This is a genomic window from Shewanella sp. SM95, assembly GCF_025653595.1.
GTDB lineage: Bacteria > Pseudomonadota > Gammaproteobacteria > Enterobacterales > Shewanellaceae > Shewanella > Shewanella oncorhynchi.
Window position 1 is genome coordinate 1 of the sequence record NZ_JAKKSE010000022.1, and the last position, 17435, is coordinate 17435.

A 17435-nucleotide genomic window follows, 5' to 3' on the forward strand; every position below is an offset into this window, starting at 1 on the left:
TTGCTTCATCAGCTCAGGGTCGTGTATTTTACGCATTTCCCGTTTCGCGTCAAGGAGTATTTTTCAACTTCTTGCTGCGCTTGAATTAAGTGCTTAAAAGCCACTCAATTCAACTTAACTCGTCAGCTTACTTTCGCTGTCTGCCGTGTCAGTGGATGCGCATTATAGGGAGATTGAGAAAGTCCGCAACCCCTATTTTTAAGATAATTGTCATTTCCTCACTGTTCGTTGGATATTTGACCTGACCCGCTAGTTTTTAACCTTTATAATGCTAAAAACCACTCAATTAGGGACTTTTCTATGTCAGGGCCACTCAGAACTTACCAAGGTATTCATCCTCAATTAGGCAATAACGTATATGTAGATGAAGCTTCGGTGCTTGTTGGCGATATTGCGTTAGATACTGATGCCAGTATTTGGCCTATGGTGGCGGCGCGTGGTGATGTTAACCATATTCGTATTGGTAAGCGCTCGAACGTACAAGACGGTAGCATATTACATGTGACGCGTAAGTCAGCTGCTCGTCCCGATGGTCATCCACTGATTATTGGTGATGATGTAACTATTGGTCACAAGGCTATGCTTCACGGTTGCAAAGTCGGTAACCGAGTATTAGTGGGTATGGGCGCGATTATTCTCGACGGTGCGATTTTAGAAGATGATGTGATCTTAGGTGCGGGGTCTTTAGTGCCACCGGGCAAGGTATTACAGAGTGGCTATTTATATGTAGGCAGCCCAGTTAAGCAGGCTCGCCCATTAACGCCAGCCGAAATTGCCTTTTTGCCAGAATCTGCCGACAACTATGTCAGACTGAAAAACGAATACTTAGTTGAGTTACAAAACATCTAATCACTTATAGCCAATCTCTTATAGTTAGTCGCTTAGTGTCACTATAGCTATATAAGAAAGGCGGTAGAGACTCATTGAGTCTCTACCGCCTTTTGCTATTCGCTGAGTCAGAAAAGTATCTAAGTTCGATAAGTTTAGCCTAAGTGTACTGCCCCAAACTCATCAAACTCTTCGGCTTCAATTAAGTCTTCCGCCATTTCTTCGGCATCAAATCTCACCGCATCAAACAATGCCAGCATAGCGGCGGCTTCATTGGCACTCGGCTGTTCAGAGAAATCATTCAGCTCGGCTAACTTATTCACACTGATATAGCACTTGATGTTCATCCCCTGTGACTGCGCGATAAAGCAGACTCGCTTGTGGGCGTCGTCCCAATATTGCAGTTCGGGGAAAAGAATACTTTGATTCATGCTTCCTACTTAGGCTCGGCCATTAGTTTATCCCTCAAAAGATTTAATACCACTTGAGTGTCGGGCTCGATACCTCGCCATAGGGTAAAACTCTTAGCCGCTTGTCCGACTAACATGCCGAGCCCATCAATAACCTTAGCTGCACCTTGAGATAGCGCCCATTGGTTAAAAGCGGTGACCGAGGCGCCGTACATCATGTCATAACAAACAGTTTGGGTGGTGATGATATGCGCTGGCAAAGTTGGCAACTCGCCCGCAAGACTCGCCGAAGTTGAATTGATGATGACATCGAACTCGCCCACAAGCTCATTCATTTCTACGGCGGTGACTCTATTTGCGAAAGCACCGTTATCCACCGAAGTAAAGATATCGACCAGAAGCTGTACCTTAGTGTGAGTGCGATTACTGATGATCAGCTGCGCAATTCCCGCATTTAATAACGGCAGAATACAACCGCGCGCCGCACCACCAGCACCAATAAGTAACACGCGCTTATCTTGCAGGCTGCCTAAGTTAACGATGAGATCGGCCACCAGCCCTAAGCCGTCGGTGTTATCACCGCGAATAGTGCCATCGGCCAATAAACTTAAGGTGTTTACCGCGCCGGCAAGCTTAGCCTCTGGGCTGAGACTGTCACACAGCGCAAAAGCTTGCTCCTTAAAAGGCACTGTCACATTCGCGCCCTTGCCGCCCGCATTGAAAAACGCCGTCAGTGAGGCTTCAAAACCATCGACCGGAGCAAGAATGGCTTCATAGGTTAATAACTCTTGGGTGGGCGCGGCAAATTGTCCATGAATGAACGGCGATTTACTGTGGCTAATTGGATTGCCAAACACTGCGTATCTGTCTGTCATAGCGATATGAAATTTTAGGTTCAATGGCTTTGCAGTCTACCGCGCTTTTGAGCCTAGGCAAGACGAATTATGTTCAACTAAATTTCACGTTGGGTTTCACGCTATAATGCGCCATCGGCTCAATACTCTCTATTTTAGTGAACGACTATTCCAATGAACTGGCTTAAAAAGATTTTTAGCAAACACACTCCATCGCAGGATGATCGCGATCCGAGCCAATCTAACGCTTACGACTTAATCGGCGGCGAAAAAGTGATCCGCGCTATCACCAAATGCTTTTATCAGAAGATGGCAAGCTCTGCAGAAACGACAACACTGCTTGCCATTCATAGAGCGCCAATTGCGGAATCAGAGCAGAAGTTGTTCGAATTTTTAAGTGGTTGGCTCGGCGGGCCGCAGCTCTACCAGCAAAAATATGGTCATCCCGCATTGCGAGCACGACACATGCATGTCGATATTGATGAAGCGATGCGCGATCAATGGCTGTTTTGTATGAAGTTTGCGATTGAAGAGAATATTAAAAAGCCAGAGCATCGAGCCGCCATCTTTGAGGCGATTTCAACTCTGGCCGATCATATGCGTAATCAATAAAGTGGACATCGCATCCACTTTTTAAAATTAAGGCTAAACCCAGTCGCGGGGTTTGAGGTAGTTATCGTACAAATCTGCCTCTGGGCTTCCCGCCTCTGGTGTATAAGCATATTGCCAACGCACTAATGGCGGCATCGACATTAAGATAGACTCGGTACGGCCGCCCGTCTGCAGACCAAATAAAGTGCCTCTGTCGTAGACTAAGTTGAACTCAACATAACGACCACGACGATAGAGTTGGAACTCGCGCTCACGCTCACCGAATTCAGTCTCTTTACGACGCTCGACAATCGGCGCATAGGCCGTTAAGAAGCCATTACCTACAGCTTGCATAAAGCTAAAGCTTTGCTCGAATCCTGCTTGATTCAAGTCATCGAAAAACAATCCACCCACGCCGCGGGTTTCATTACGATGCGGTAGGAAGAAATACTCATCGCACCATTTTTTATACTTGGGATAAACCTCATCCCCGAAAGGCGCGCAAATATCCTTAGAAGTCTGGTGCCACTCGCGCACATCTTCCTCGAACGGATAATAAGGCGTTAAATCAAAGCCACCGCCAAACCACCACACGGGATCGGCGCCCTCTTTTTGCGCGATAAAGAAACGCACATTGGCATGAGTCGTTGGGATATAAGGATTATTAGGATGAATAACTAAAGAAACGCCCATAGCTTCAAAACTACGACCCGCTAACTCAGGGCGATGCGCCGTAGCCGACGCAGGCATAGCAGCGCCAGTCACATGGGAAAAGTTAACCCCTGCTTGCTCGAACACAGCACCTTGGGTTAATACTCGGCTCGTACCACCACCGCCTTCGGCGCGAGTCCATGAATCGGCGGCGAACGTGGCTTGGCCATCCAGCACCTGTAAACCAGCACAAATTCGGTTTTGTAGATCGATTAAAAACGCTTTTACCACTGCAACATCAGGCACACTCATCTTGTTATCCTTATTATTGGTTTGCTCATTGTCCATTTCGTAAAATCTTACCGCTTCGCGCATCGATAATGGTCGAGGGCTGACCTTGCTCACCGAGTTCACCTAATACGAGTGCATCAATTTTACCTGTAAAATCTGCGAGAATTTCATCGGCAGTTAATGCTGGCTCTTCGCCTGCAAGGTTAGCGCTGGTCGACACTAAAGGTTTATTGAGCGCGCGGCACAGGGCTTGCACCCCAGTATGGGCAGATACTCGCACTGCGATAGAGTCAAATTCACCACAGAGGTATTTTGAAACCTGCGCTTTGATTGGCATTACAAAGGTAAAAGGCCCCGGCCACTTGGAAAATGCAAACTCGAGCTGCTCAGCCGTTAATTGTGATTCATCAACATAAGCTAAAAGCTGCTGAAAATCACTGGCGACTAAGATCAGTCCCTTTTGCCATGGGCGCTGTTTTACCGCCAATAACTTTTGGATAGCAGTGTCGTTATCAGGGTCACAACCTAGGCCATAAACAGCCTCGGTTGGATAAGCGATGACACCACCGTTAAGCACAATATCTTTTATGTCAGATGGGTGCAGCTGCAACATCTTAGGATCACCTTTTGAGTATTGTCGATTTCAACAATCAAATTATTGGATAAATTCGAATACTGACCGCCCCATCAGCGGTCAGCCGAGGATTATACGCAAGCCACTTTCATCGGCCAAATATTAAGATGCAGGTCACACAATAAACTAAAGTGGTCTTTTGTATTTACAGCTTTTTTGCGGGCATTCTAAACGCATCCCAGCCGCACCTTTACGCTCGACTAAGATCCCAAAACCACAACTCGGGCAAGCTTCAGCAACCGGAGGATAATTCACAATAAACTTACACTTAGGGTAAGCACTGCAGGCATAAAAACTCTTTCCGAAGCGACTCGTTCTGTGCTCAAGCTTACCCGCTTTGCATTCAGGGCAAGGAATGTCAGGCTTGTCACTCGCTTGATCCTGTTTTTCAATATGCGTGCAGCTAGGATATTGAGTACACCCAATAAAGATCCCAAAGCGCCCTGACTTTACTGCCAGTTCGTGACCGCATTCAGGGCATACAGAACCTTCAATCACTTGAGTTTCAATAGATTCGTGCTGCACTAAGGGTCGAGTGTAATTACAGCTAGGGTAATTATTACAGCCAATAAAACCACCGTGCTTACTGTGTTTGACCGATAACTCGCTGCCACATTCGGGACAAAGTTCGTATTCTTTTTCCAGTGCGTGTTCGTGGGCACTAAATAATTGTTCATCAATCTTAGACATAATCATTCACCACCTGTCGTAGCGCATTAGGATATCAAGCGCAGTGCCATCAAGGAATTTATGGCATCAAAAAAGGAGGTCTTAGCCTCCTTTCTCTCATAATTCATCTTTCACAACAATTAAGAATGCAGTCGGCCTTCGGGCTGTTCGAAGATTAAATCTTCCATTTGCTCATAAGCGGACTCATGGCCAGGAGCATTAAACAGTACCATTAAGATAACCCATTTGAGATCTTCTAAAATCAGGGTTGGTTCATCCAACTCCATAACTCTATCGATCACCATTTCACGGGTTTCGACATTCAGCACTTTAACTTGCTCTAAAAACAACAAGAAACCGCGGGATTCTACATCTAGCTTGTCCATTTCGTCCTTCGTATAGATACGAAACGAATGCTGATCGTGATTACAAAGATAAGGTTTATCCCCTTCTTGTAATTCAGCTAAGCGCTCTAACCAAGTTAACGCTTTTAAAATCTCGGATTGATGAAATCCGGCACGAGTGAGTTCCTTGGTTAACTCGTCTTCATCAACTAGTAGTTCAACTTCACTGTGAACATAGTTTTCAAATAGATACATGAGGATATCAAACATGGCTAGCTCCTCTTTACTCTGACGTAACCACCGGGTACTGCTATTACCCAACCTTGCAACTCAAGTTCAAGCATTTGTTCTAACACCAGATCTATCGTTTTTCCACTATGTTCAACGACTGCATCAATTGATGTAGTTTCATAACCTACACTAGCTAACAGAGACGAAAATGGCAAATTACAAATCTCGCCTTGCTGTATATGGTGGCATAACTTCAATTCTTCAAGGTGGAAAGCGGTTAAACTTGCCAACTCTTCCACTATATCGGCAGCGGTTTCCACAAGCTTTGCTCCATCACGTAATAAATCATGGCAGCCTTGATGGTAACCACCTAAGATTGAGCCCGGAACGGCAAACACCTCACGCCCTTGTTCCATCGCCAACCTAGCAGTGATTAAAGAGCCGCTTTTGCGACAGGCTTCAACCACAAGAGTCCCTAAAGATAGACCGCTAATAATGCGATTTCGTTTCGGAAAATTACCCGCAAAGGGACCAGTATCGGGCCAAAACTCGCTAAGTATACAGCCTTGCTGCTGAATATCATGATAAAGCTGTCGATGTTTTCGTGGATAAATGATCTCTATGCCCGTTCCTAGTACGGCAATAGTGCGCCCTTGATGGTCAACACAGGCTTTATGGGCCGCCCCATCAATCCCCATCGCCATACCACTACAGATACCAAATCCCATTGAGGACATCTCAGCAGCCAGTTGATAAGCGACCTGCAATCCGCCAGGAGAAGCATTACGACTGCCAACAATCGCAAGATAAGGAAGGGCTAACGCCTCTAAGCAACCTTTAACGAACAGGACGGCGGGCGGATCTGAGAGTTGTTTTAATAATGGGGGATAAAGCGGATCAGAGAAACAAAGCAGATGATGATCGGCGGCTTGCTGTTGCCATTCGAGGGCGACATCCACTTTTTGATAATCAATAACAAGGCTATAGAGCAGATGATCAGATAGAGGTAGCGCTTGTCTCTCATGCTCTAACCTTTGTCTGAGGTCGTCCACTTCCATGTGCGTTAATAATTGTTGGATCCGAGCGGGTCCTAGCCCAGATACAGCACAAACAACTAACCAATCGACCAAATTTTCAGAGATTATAGACCTCTTAAGGCTAAAGATTCTGGGGCGATTAACTTATCGTCGACACGAACAGGCCGCTCGGTGGAGACAATCAAACCTAAGCTCGCCTTATCAAACACTTTAAACACTAACAACTTACCATGATAAACATCCGGCATCTTAACTGCACGATCCGAAGATACTGACGCCATTAGGTTATCATAGGCAGTACGTTCAATTGCAGGAACCGGCATACCGTCATTGTTGATAACAATAACCTCACCATCACGGTAAATAGAAAATACCACCCCAGGCTCGACGCCATCCTGAGTGCCTTTATCTAAGTACACGACATTCAACTTACCCGCTTCACGCAAATTTGATTCTGTTGCTAATACTAAAGCCGGTATCTTTAATTCCGCAGGTTTAGGAGTAAAGTAAGCTGACATCAAGGAATCACTTTCCATCGGCAATACTCTGAAGCCCGCTTTGGTTTCGCGAAAGCTCGTTAGCAACTTAATTTTTGAAACCTTACCAGACTCAATCACTTGCCCAGTAGACGACAAAATGGCTTCTTGTCCTAACGCTTCGCCTGACTCTTTATTGAAAAACTCGCGACCGCGTTCGTAAATACCATATTTTTGGTTTATTGGCAGTTCAGCATCAATATAAATCACATCACCCACAATATGGTGACGCGATGGACTTTCACCTGCCAGCACCATAGGTTGCTCAGTAAGCCAGTGAGTCTCGACGACCCGATTCTGCACTAAATATTGTTCAATCAAGGCTAAATCAACGGCTGGAATAGCATTACTCTTAGCAATGACACGTCCCTCGGGACTCTTTCTTACATGGGGTTTAGCACTATCGACAGTAGCACCATTACGCACAAGGCGGGGCTGACCATCAATAAATACCAGAGTGAGTTGATCGCCAGGGTAAATAAGGTGGGGGTTAGCAATCTGTGGATTTACATCCCAAAGACTCGGCCATTTCCATGGGTCATTCAGAAACGCGGCGGAGATATCCCAAAGAGTATCGCCCTTTTTCACTACATATGACTCAGGATGCCCCGCCTTAAGCGTCAGGGTATCTGCGGCAACAAACGTGCAATTGAATGTCATTAACGCGAGTAAAATTAACCGTTTCATGGGTATTTCCATGTTGTTTAACTCTTAGTTTGAGCTTTTACTGTTATTGGTAGGCACTAAAGATTAAAATTAACTCATTAGCATCAGTCAGTATAACTAACTGGCAGAGATTTGACAGACTTGTTAAGAGTTTATGTATGACACTATTAAAAGTATTACAATTCCCTGACGAAAGATTACGAACACAAGCCACACCCATCACAGAGTTTAATGCCGAGCTGCAGACTCAAATTGATGATATGTTCGAAACCATGTACCAAGAAAAAGGTATCGGTCTGGCCGCGACCCAAGTTGATTACCATAAACAACTTATTGTCATGGACTTACAGGATGAAGTCGAACGACCTAAAGTGTTTATCAATCCCGAAATTATCACCAGCAGCGGTGACTTCTGTAATGAAGAAGGTTGCCTGTCGGTTCCGGGGATTTACGCCAAAGTCGATCGCGCCGAATTTGTCACGGTAAAAGCCTTAGACAGGCACGGTAACGAATTTATAGTTGAGGCCGATGAGCTATTTGCCATTTGTATTCAACACGAAATGGATCACCTCAAAGGCAAATTGTTTGTCGATTATTTGTCGCCGCTAAAACGTCAGCGGATCAAACAAAAACTTGAAAAAGCGGCCCGATTGGACGCCAAAGAAGCATAGGATCAGATTTGAAACCACTCAACATCATCTTTGCCGGAACACCGGATTTTGCCGCTCGCCACTTACAAGCACTTTTAAACTCACACCACAATGTGATTGGCGTTTACACTCAGCCCGATAGACCCGCTGGCCGCGGCAAGAAACTGACCGCCAGCCCAGTAAAAGAACTCGCTATCGCCAATAGTATTCCAGTGTTTCAACCCGGCTCATTACGTAAAGAACCCGCGCAACAAGAACTTGCCGCACTCAACGCCGATATCATGGTGGTCGTCGCTTACGGTCTGATCTTGCCAAAAGTCGTATTAGATACACCGCGTTTAGGTTGTATTAACGTTCATGGTTCTATTTTGCCACGCTGGCGCGGTGCAGCACCGATCCAACGCGCACTTTGGGCCGGCGACAAAGAAACTGGCGTAACCGTTATGCAGATGGATGTGGGTTTAGATACTGGTGACATGCTGCTTAAAACCTATCTGCCGATCGAAGATAACGACACGTCAGCCAGCCTTTACGAGAAACTGGCAGAACAAGGTCCCGTTGCCCTATTGCAAGCACTCGAAGGTTTGGCAAATGGCACCTTAGCCGCTGAAAAACAAGATGAAGCCTTAGCAAACTACGCAGAAAAACTCAGCAAAGAAGAAGCCAGACTCGACTGGAATAAATCCGCTAAACAGTTATGGCAAGAAGTCCGCGCCTTTAATCCTTGGCCTGTGAGTTACTTTGAGCACCAAGGTAACACTATTAAAGTGTGGCAAACCCAAGTCAGCGAAACCACCAGCACAGCTGCTCCGGGCACTATTATCAGCGCCAGCAAAAAAGGCATAGACGTCGCCACCGCTGATGGTGTGTTAACCCTGCTGAGTATGCAGCTTCCGGGGAAAAAGCCACTCAATGTTGCCGATATTCTCAATGCTCGAGGTGAATGGTTTAGCCCGAATACTCGCCTCGCAAACGAGGCACAATAATCATGAACTTGCGCGCGCTAGCTGCGAAAGCCATCTTCGAAGTATTAGAAAAAGGCGTGTCGCTGTCAGTGGCATTGCCTGATCAACAAAAGCATCTTGCCAGCGGCAAAGATAAAGCCCTACTTGCAGAGATCTGCTACGGCGTGATGCGCACTCTGCCGCAAATAGAAAAACGCATCAGTGAATGCCTAGCGAAACCACTTAAAGGCAAACAAAGGATTATCCACCAGCTCCTGATCGTAGGTTGCTATCAACTTTACTTCACTCGCATTCCAAGCCACGCCGCGATTTCAGAAACCGCCGAAGCCTGTCGCCAGTTAAAATTTGAAGGCATGGTCAAGGTCGTTAATGGTGTACTGCGCAACATTCAGCGCCAGCTATCGCCGCTAAGCACAGAATCAGATACCTTAAGCTATAACACACCCGCTTGGTTAATTAAGCGCTTAAAAGAAGCCTATCCCGAGCAGTGGCAAGACATCATTCAACAAAGCCATGAACGCCCGCCCATGTGGCTGCGTAACAATCGCTTATCCCAGAGCCGTGCCGAATACCTCGCTGCCCTAGCCGAAATCGACATTGAAGCGAGCGAAGGCAGCAGTGCCGATGCCATTCTCCTAGCGCAACCAAAGGATGTCGCCACACTGCCACACTTTCATGAAGGTGCGGCATCAGTACAAGATGGCGCGGCACAATGGGCGGCGACCTTACTTGCCCCGCAATCGAATGAATTAATACTCGATGCCTGCGCGGCACCCGGTGGCAAAAGTTGTCACTTACTCGAACTTGAGCCGAGTATCAAATTAGTGGCTGTTGATTTTGATGCCAAACGCCTTGAACGTGTGCAACAGAACCTTGACCGCTTATCATTAAAAGCGGAGCTTATACATGGTGATGCGGCCAACATAGACTCATGGTGGCAAGGCGGACAATTTGATCGTATCTTACTGGACGCGCCTTGCTCAGCCACAGGAGTGATCCGCCGCCATCCCGATATTAAATGGTTGCGAAAAAACCATGACATCGAAGAGTTGGCTGAACTACAACAGCAAATTCTCGATCATTGCTGGAAGTGGCTAAAACCCGGTGGCACGCTTCTTTATGCCACTTGTTCGATTTTACCGCAGGAAAACCGCGACCAGATCAGTGCGTTTTTAGATAGAACGGTAGATGCTAAGCTAGACACACTTGCCCAGCAAAATTCGCCACAGGATATAGGTTGGCAAATCACGCCAGGACAAGACAATATGGATGGGTTTTATTATGCCCGTTTATTGAAAGCGACTGATTAGGAAGTAAGCAAGGCCATGAAAATTATCATATTAGGTGCGGGTCAAGTTGGGGGAACCTTGGCCGAAAATTTGGTGGGTGAGAACAATGACATCACCATTGTCGATTATGACAAATCCAGATTACGCGCCCTGCAAGATAAATATGACCTTCGCGTCGTAGCGGGCCATGCCGCTCACCCTGATGTTCTCAGAGAAGCAGGCGCAGAAGATGCCGACATGCTTATCGCTGTAACCAATAGTGATGAATGCAATATGGCTGCCTGCCAGATTGCCTATACCCTTTTTGGTACGCCGACTAAAATTGCCCGTATCCGCTCAGAACCCTATTTGGCGATGCGCGATAAACTCTTTATCGACAGTGAAACCAAAAATAGCGATGGTCGTCCCCGTGGCGGCTTCGTGATCGATGAATTAATCGCCCCTGAACAGCTAGTGACCGCTTACATCCAACGACTCGTAGAATATCCAGGCGCATTGCAAGTGCTTGAATTTGCGGAAGGCCGCTTGAGCCTAGTGGCTGTTCGAGCCTATTACGGCGGCCCACTGGTGGGGAATGCATTAGCGGCACTTCGCGAGCATATGCCCAATATTGATACCCGGGTCGCGGCGATTTTCCGCCAAGGCCGCGCTATTATGCCTCGCGGAACGACCATTATCGAAGCCGATGATGAAGTCTTCTTCGTTGCAGACAGTCGCCACATTCGCGCTGTCATGAGCGAAATGCAAAAACTCGATAACTCCTACCGCAACATTATGATCGCCGGTGGCGGTAACATAGGCCTAGGTTTAGCAAAACGCCTTGAGCGCACCCACTCGGTCAAACTGATTGAGCATAAATTAGAACGTGCAGAAGCATTATCGGAGCAGCTGGAAAATACCACAGTGTTCTGCGGTGATGCCTCAGATCAAGAATTACTGCTCGAAGAACACATAGACCAAACCGACGTATTTATTGCGGTCACCAATGACGACGAAGCCAATATTATGTCCGCCCTGCTAGCAAAACGTATGGGCGCGAAAAAGGTCATGGTGCTTATTCAACGCGAAGCCTATGTGGATATAGTGCAAGAAGCCAACATCGATATTGCAATCTCACCACAACAAGCGACGATTTCGGCACTATTAACTCATATTCGTCAGGGTGATATCTGTAACGTTTACTCTTTACGTCGTGGGGCGGCCGAGGCAATTGAAGCCATCGCCCACGGAGATGCCAGCACTTCTAAAGTCGTTGGCAAAGCCATTGGTGATATTAAGTTGCCACCGGGGACAACGATTGGTGCCATTGTCCGCAATGATGAAGTGCTAATGGCCCACGACAAAACCGTGATAGAGCAAGGAGATCACGTGATCTTGTTCTTAGTGAATAAAAAGTTTGTCGGCGAAGTCGAGAAGCTTTTCCAACCAAGTGCTTTCTTCTTCTAAGAACCTTAGTAAGCCAACTTATGCTGAACTTTAGACCGCTATTGTTTATTTTAGGGCTTTTTTTGTCCATGCTGACAGCTTTCATGCTGATCCCTCTGCTCCTCGCCGCATACAAAGGTGAGGAAACCGTGGGCTCTTTTATGGTGTCGGCATTAGTCACAGGCATTAGCTCAAGCCTGTGTTTACACAATGGCCAGAGCAAAAGCATTAACCTCAATATCCGCGATATGTTCCTGCTAACCAGCCTAACGTGGTTGATCGTAAGCCTATTCGCGGCCATGCCATTTACCCTTTATCACGGTATTGGTTATACCGACGCCTTCTTTGAAACCATGTCCGGCATCACGACCACAGGTTCTACTGTACTCTCAGGGTTGGATACTATGGATCACAGTATCTTAATCTGGCGCTCTTTATTGCAATGGCTAGGTGGGATTGGTTTTATCGTAATGGCGGTGGCGATTCTGCCCTTCTTAAACGTCGGCGGGATGCGGCTATTCCGCACTGAATCATCCGATTGGAGCGATAAAGCAGTGCCTCGCACCCAAAGCATGGCTAAGTATTTATTCTTTATATATATTTTACTAACGAGTATCTGCTGTGTTGCCTATCATCTGGCGGGAATGACTTGGTTTCAGGCCATCAATCATGCAATGACCACCCTCTCGACTGGTGGCTACTCGACCTCAGATAGCTCAATGGCGGCGTTCTCCAACTCTGCACACTGGGTTGGGATTTTCTTTATGGCAGCAGGTGGCTTGCCACTGCTCATGTTTGTACAAACCATACAGCAAAGGGAGCTACGGATTTGGAACGATGCTCAGGTCAAAGGCTTCTTATTTTTCCTCACATTTGTATCTTGTTCTATTGGCTTCTGGCTGTGGCAAACCCGCGACATTGAGCTTCTAGATGCACTGCGTTTATCCAGCTTTAACGTGGTATCGGTAGTCACCACTACAGGTTATGGCTTAACGGACTACGGTGCTTGGGGCGCCTTTGCCAATATCGCCTTCCTGTTTTTAATGTTTGTCGGTAGTTGCTCTGGTTCAACTTCGGGCGGGATTAAGATCTTCCGTTTTCAAATTGCTGGGGCCATTATGCGCGAGCAATTGAAACAGCAATGTCATCCAAACGGTATCTTTAGGGAACGTTACAACAACCGCATCATCAGTGATGATATCGTGCGCTCTCTGATCACTTTCGTACTGCTGTTTGTGATGGTGATTGTAGGCTTGTCAGTGATTTTAGTGCTCACGGGTCTCGATCCTATGACCAGTTTCACGGGCGCGATTACGGCAGTCACTAACGTGGGCCCTGGTTTAGGCCCGATTATTGGACCTGTAGGTAACTTCTCAACGCTACCCGATGTCGCTAAATGGGCGTTGTCACTCGGCATGCTCCTCGGTCGTTTAGAAATCTTAACCGTGGCGGTGTTGTTCCACCCGAGTTTCTGGAAGTACTAATTCAGTAGAGCTTAAATACTAAAAAGGCGCTTAACTTGTTAAGCGCCTTTTTATTAAGCCTGACCCGTCCTAAATAGCGGTAACGTCGACTAATTCCAATAGATGATCAGCATAAACTTTCACATCTGCCCAGTCGGTATAATCGATAACTGACTTAGGATCAGTTGGACCCTTAGTCATCTTCATAATCAACTGAATCGCCAATCTGTCGTACCAAGGCCATGAAGGATAATCCACTTTGCCCGCAATAATTTTAAGATCAGCAGGCGTCCATGGCGATAACGCAATGAACTTTTGCAGATATTTATTATTTGCAGGGATACGTTTTTCAGGATTTCTCGCCACAACATTGACGCAGAAAAAACTGTTTGGCAATGCGCCCAGAGCCTGTGCATGCTGCTCAATAAATTGAAAAACGCTCTTATCATAGGTGCCATAGAGCACGCAGGCACCTAAGGCAACGACATCATAATCTGGCCAATTAATACAAGTCGCTGCAGCACTGTTGATATCGATGAGGTCAACCTTAGCGTCACGAAATCTTAATTGCTCGGCAATTGCACTGGCAATCTTGGCCGTATGGCCACCACGGGTAAAATAAAGTACGAGGACGCGTGTCATAGGCAATTCCCGATCCACTGAGTAATACCACCATTGTGGCAAGGTTACGTTAAATAAACCTCTGATAGGATCACAAATCAGTCGTATCTCATATTCTGAGATGCAAAAATTGAGATCTGCATTGCCGAGCAGTATGATTGCGTAAACACATGTGTTCAATTAGAATTATCTAATCAAAAGCGATAAAGTGAGTGACCTTATGCAAAATGATATAGATGTAGATGCAATGGTAACTAATGCGGAAAGTGCGGCTAAATGGCTCAAGGCCATAGCGAACCCTTATCGCCTAATGATTTTATGTCTATTACTAGACAAAGAGTTGAGCGTAACCGAGCTCAACGCCACAGTGCCATTAAGCCAGTCGGCCCTATCCCAGCATTTAGCCGTATTACGCGCAGAAGATCTCGTGGATACCCGTAAGAGCTCGCAGATTGTTTACTATAAACTCAAGAACGAGCAAGTCACCCAAGTGATTTCGATTCTGCATAGCCGCTACTGCGCAGCCTAACACTGCAAAATTAGCCTAAATTTAAGCCCTAACCTCTTGCAAGTGATTAGGGCTTAATGGTTTTTAATGTTGGCTAAAACGGTTACCGAAGGCATCGACTTTTGCCCAATCGGTAAACTCAAAAGTGCCAGTGATATCCGTTGGCCCTTTAGTCAACCACATGATAAAACGTATCATGGTCCGGTCGAAGAAACCGTATTTAGGGTAATCAATCTTGCCCGCAAACACTTCTAACAGCTGGGGTTGCCACAGTGAAAGCTTGAGAAACTTTTGCATATAAGGATTGGTTTCAGGCGTATTTTTTAAGGGTTTGCGCGCCACTACGTTAACGGTAAAAAAACCATTAATCTTAGTATCTAGCACTGCATGGTGGCGGTTCACATACTGATAAAGCTCTGGTCTATGTTTACCATAGCGAATACTGGCACCAATCAGCACTTTATCAAAATCCACTAAGCTCAACGCTTCCGCCTGCTCTAATGTGACGAGCGAAACCTGCTCTCCCGCCTGTTCAGCAATCGTCTTCATTTTTTGGCAAATTGCCAATGTTTGGCCATCTATCGTCGAATAGATTATTAACGTCTGCATGATTAATTCTTCCAAAAAGTTGGCGTAAACAAAATCAGTAAGGTAAATACTTCGAGGCGACCAAACAGCATAGCCACGACCAATACCCACTTAGCTCCATCACCAATGCTGGCATAATTGCTCGCGACCTCACCTAAACCTGGACCTAAGTTGTTTAAGCATGCCGCCGTGGCACTAAAAGCCGTAATATCATCTAATCCCATCGCCATGAGTGCAAGCATACAAATCACAAACACCAGCGCATAGGCAGAAAAGAATCCCCAAACAGCATCAACCACGCGGTCGGGTAAGGCTTTAGAGCCAATCCTAATCGAAAACATTGCCTTAGGGTGAACGAGTCGTTTCAATTCACGTGAACCCTGTAGCAGCAGTAAAATTACTCGAATGACCTTAATCCCACCCGCAGTTGAGCCACCACAGCCACCGATAAAACTCGAAAACATTAATAGTATGGGTAAAAATAATGGCCACAGATGGAAGCTATCAGTGCCAAATCCAGCCGTAGTGGCAACTGAAACTGCCTGAAATAAAGCATGATCTAAGGTTTCTTCTGGCGAATCATAAATACCAGAACGATAAAGCGTGAAGAAACAAATCGCTGTGAGAATAAGTTGAATCGCCACAAGCATCTTAAATTCAGCATCTTTAAAATAGACTCTAACGTTAATCCCACGTCGTGAAAATGCCGCAAAATGCACGCTAAAGTTAACCGCAGAAACAATTAAAAAGAACACACAAATAAGATTAATAGTAGGACTATCGAAATAGCCCATACTGGCATCGTGGGTCGAAAAACCTCCGATGGCTATGGTCGAAAATGAATGACAAATGGCGTCAAAAATACTCATGCCCGCCCACCAATAAGCCGTCGCGCAGGAAATCGTTAGCAGTAAATAGATATACCACAGTGCTTTAGCGGTTTCGGCTATCCGTGGGGTCATCTTACTGTCTTTCACTGGCCCCGGAATTTCTGCGCGATAAAGCTGCATTCCTCCCACACCGAGCACAGGTAAAATAGCCACAGCGAGCACAATAATCCCCATGCCGCCAAGCCATTGCAGCATATGGCGGTAAAACAAAATGGCCTTAGGTAAAAAATCGAGCCCGACAATGACAGTGGCTCCGGTGGTGGTTAACGCAGAAAAAGATTCAAAGAAGCTGTCTGTCCAGCTTAAGTCTGGCTGACTCGAAAAGATAAACGGCAAGGCACCAATAGAACCCAGTACAGTCCAGAACAGCACGACAATCAGGAAGCCCTCTCGCGTACGCAATTCTTCTTTGCAGTGGCGGTTCGGATACCAGAGCCAAAAACCAATAAATAGGCTAACAAAAAATGCCTGCATAAACGCCGTGCCGCCGCCATCGTTATACCAAACAGCGATCAGTGCTGGTGGCAGCATAGTGATTGAAAATAAACCAATCAGCAGGCCTATGATTCTAATTATGGTTTTATATTGCATTACGCGAGTTCAATTATTCCATTGGCTGTAAAGGTATTTTCAGCATTTGGGCTATTTTGGCATAATTTACGCAGGCATCACAGCTCAAACTCGGGCCTCAAACTTCCTTGACTCAGTGTCGCCAGCGACTCACAAAGCCATGCCTGTTGCTCTCGCCCTATCTCAAACACAATATCGACTGCTGCGGCAAATTGCTTATCAATGATCACGGCATCCACTTGCTGTAATAGATGCTCGACATCGCGCAGCTGCGCATAATCACAATGCAACTTGGCGGGATACCGTAACTGTTTGAGTTGCGTCGGTAATTGAATCAAGCCTTGCCTTAAGCCCGACGTATAAGCCCGAACGAGTCCACCTACGCCTAGCTTAGTACCGCCATAGTAACGCACGACAACAGCGCCAACTTCGCCAATATGTGCCCCTTGCAACACAGCTAACATAGGGCGGCCTGCACTGCCAGCGGGCTCACCGTCATCACTCGAACCAATCAAGACGCTATCATCCGGTGCGCCAGCAACAAAAGCTGAGCAATAGTGGCTTGCGCCGGGATAGTCACGCTTTATGTCAGTAAGTACTAACTTTAATTTATCGACACTATCGCAATGAAAGAGAAAAGAGATAAAGCGACTATGCTTTATCTCTTCTTCAATGACGATTTCATCACAGGGAACGTTATAACTTTCGAGCACGAATTCGCCCT

The 17435-nt window shown here is 46.3% G+C and carries 20 protein-coding genes; 8 read left to right on the forward strand and 12 right to left on the reverse strand.

The annotated features are described in order from the left end of the window. Positions 1–300: 300 nt before the first annotated feature. Positions 301–849: a gamma carbonic anhydrase family protein gene (locus L5M29_RS19010; RefSeq protein WP_168827558.1), complete on the forward strand. Its 549-nt coding sequence runs from the start codon at positions 301–303 to the stop codon at positions 847–849. 134 nt (positions 850–983) lie between these two features. Here L5M29_RS19010 and L5M29_RS19015 read toward each other — a convergent pair whose 3' ends face one another. Both L5M29_RS19015 and aroE read right to left on the reverse strand, forming a co-directional pair. Next, complete coding sequence (locus tag L5M29_RS19015) at positions 984–1259, reverse strand: DUF1488 domain-containing protein (protein ID WP_113941387.1); 276 nt, start codon at positions 1257–1259, stop codon at positions 984–986. A gap of 5 nt (positions 1260–1264) precedes the next feature. Continuing rightward, a complete protein-coding gene (aroE, locus tag L5M29_RS19020) occupies positions 1265–2113 on the reverse strand; it encodes a shikimate dehydrogenase (protein WP_263169528.1) in 849 nt (282 codons plus the stop codon). Between the two features lie 153 nt (positions 2114–2266). Here aroE and L5M29_RS19025 point away from each other — a divergent pair, with 153 nt between their 5' ends. After that, positions 2267–2704, forward strand: a complete 438-nt coding sequence (locus L5M29_RS19025; RefSeq protein WP_263169479.1) for a group II truncated hemoglobin — start codon at positions 2267–2269, stop codon at positions 2702–2704. 33 nt (positions 2705–2737) lie between these two features. On the opposite strand, the gene hemF is transcribed toward L5M29_RS19025, so the two are convergent. The 6 genes from hemF to L5M29_RS19055 form a co-directional block, all read right to left on the reverse strand. After that, entirely contained in the window at positions 2738–3646 is a 909-nt protein-coding gene (hemF, locus tag L5M29_RS19030) for an oxygen-dependent coproporphyrinogen oxidase (protein WP_259216072.1), read from the reverse strand. Between the two features lie 25 nt (positions 3647–3671). Next, positions 3672–4238, reverse strand: coding sequence for an L-threonylcarbamoyladenylate synthase (locus L5M29_RS19035; RefSeq protein ID WP_263169481.1), 567 nt, complete (start codon positions 4236–4238; stop codon positions 3672–3674). 147 nt (positions 4239–4385) lie between these two features. After that, positions 4386–4949, reverse strand: coding sequence for a type I DNA topoisomerase (locus L5M29_RS19040; protein ID WP_105253028.1), 564 nt, complete (start codon positions 4947–4949; stop codon positions 4386–4388). A gap of 119 nt (positions 4950–5068) precedes the next feature. After that, positions 5069–5542, reverse strand: coding sequence for a DUF494 family protein (locus L5M29_RS19045; RefSeq protein ID WP_006083793.1), 474 nt, complete (start codon positions 5540–5542; stop codon positions 5069–5071). Between the two features lie 2 nt (positions 5543–5544). Continuing rightward, a complete protein-coding gene (gene dprA / locus L5M29_RS19050; protein ID WP_263164793.1) occupies positions 5545–6561 on the reverse strand; it encodes a DNA-processing protein DprA in 1017 nt (338 codons plus the stop codon). An 83-nt stretch (positions 6562–6644) separates the two neighbouring features. Continuing rightward, on the reverse strand, positions 6645–7775 hold the full coding sequence (locus L5M29_RS19055; protein ID WP_131524499.1) for a LysM peptidoglycan-binding domain-containing protein: 1131 nt from the start codon (positions 7773–7775) through the stop codon (positions 6645–6647). 125 nt (positions 7776–7900) lie between these two features. Between L5M29_RS19055 and def the strand changes: the two genes are divergently transcribed. From def to L5M29_RS19080, 5 genes are read left to right on the forward strand one after another with little or no spacing between them, the layout of a single operon-like run. Beyond that, entirely contained in the window at positions 7901–8413 is a 513-nt protein-coding gene (def, locus tag L5M29_RS19060) for a peptide deformylase (RefSeq protein WP_217363072.1), read from the forward strand. Between the two features lie 8 nt (positions 8414–8421). Beyond that, positions 8422–9378, forward strand: a complete 957-nt coding sequence (gene fmt, locus L5M29_RS19065) for a methionyl-tRNA formyltransferase (protein ID WP_131524501.1) — start codon at positions 8422–8424, stop codon at positions 9376–9378. A 2-nt stretch (positions 9379–9380) separates the two neighbouring features. After that, a complete protein-coding gene (rsmB, locus tag L5M29_RS19070; protein WP_173496116.1) occupies positions 9381–10667 on the forward strand; it encodes a 16S rRNA (cytosine(967)-C(5))-methyltransferase RsmB in 1287 nt (428 codons plus the stop codon). A gap of 15 nt (positions 10668–10682) precedes the next feature. Continuing rightward, positions 10683–12092, forward strand: coding sequence for a Trk system potassium transporter TrkA (gene trkA, locus L5M29_RS19075; RefSeq protein WP_105250826.1), 1410 nt, complete (start codon positions 10683–10685; stop codon positions 12090–12092). Positions 12093–12112: 20 nt separating this feature from the next. Then, positions 12113–13555 carry a TrkH family potassium uptake protein gene (locus L5M29_RS19080; protein WP_263169483.1) on the forward strand — a complete coding sequence of 481 codons (1443 nt, stop codon included), beginning with the start codon at positions 12113–12115 and terminating at the stop codon, positions 13553–13555. 69 nt (positions 13556–13624) lie between these two features. On the opposite strand, the gene hemG (L5M29_RS19085) is transcribed toward L5M29_RS19080, so the two are convergent. Further along, complete coding sequence (gene hemG / locus L5M29_RS19085; RefSeq protein ID WP_113941396.1) at positions 13625–14176, reverse strand: menaquinone-dependent protoporphyrinogen IX dehydrogenase; 552 nt, start codon at positions 14174–14176, stop codon at positions 13625–13627. Positions 14177–14375: 199 nt separating this feature from the next. On the opposite strand from hemG (L5M29_RS19085), the gene L5M29_RS19090 reads away from it, so the two are divergent. Further along, positions 14376–14684 (forward strand): ArsR/SmtB family transcription factor, encoded by a 309-nt coding sequence (locus L5M29_RS19090; protein ID WP_105250823.1) that lies wholly within the window; start codon positions 14376–14378, stop codon positions 14682–14684. Between the two features lie 63 nt (positions 14685–14747). Here the strand turns inward: L5M29_RS19090 and hemG (L5M29_RS19095) are convergent, their stop codons facing one another. The 3 genes from hemG (L5M29_RS19095) to L5M29_RS19105 form a co-directional block, all read right to left on the reverse strand. Continuing rightward, entirely contained in the window at positions 14748–15272 is a 525-nt protein-coding gene (gene hemG / locus L5M29_RS19095) for a menaquinone-dependent protoporphyrinogen IX dehydrogenase (protein WP_168827577.1), read from the reverse strand. Positions 15273–15274: 2 nt separating this feature from the next. After that, positions 15275–16732 carry a TrkH family potassium uptake protein gene (locus L5M29_RS19100; RefSeq protein ID WP_105250821.1) on the reverse strand — a complete coding sequence of 486 codons (1458 nt, stop codon included), beginning with the start codon at positions 16730–16732 and terminating at the stop codon, positions 15275–15277. A gap of 77 nt (positions 16733–16809) precedes the next feature. Continuing rightward, positions 16810–17424, reverse strand: a complete 615-nt coding sequence (locus tag L5M29_RS19105; RefSeq protein ID WP_168827579.1) for a YigZ family protein — start codon at positions 17422–17424, stop codon at positions 16810–16812. Positions 17425–17435 lie beyond the last annotated feature (11 nt).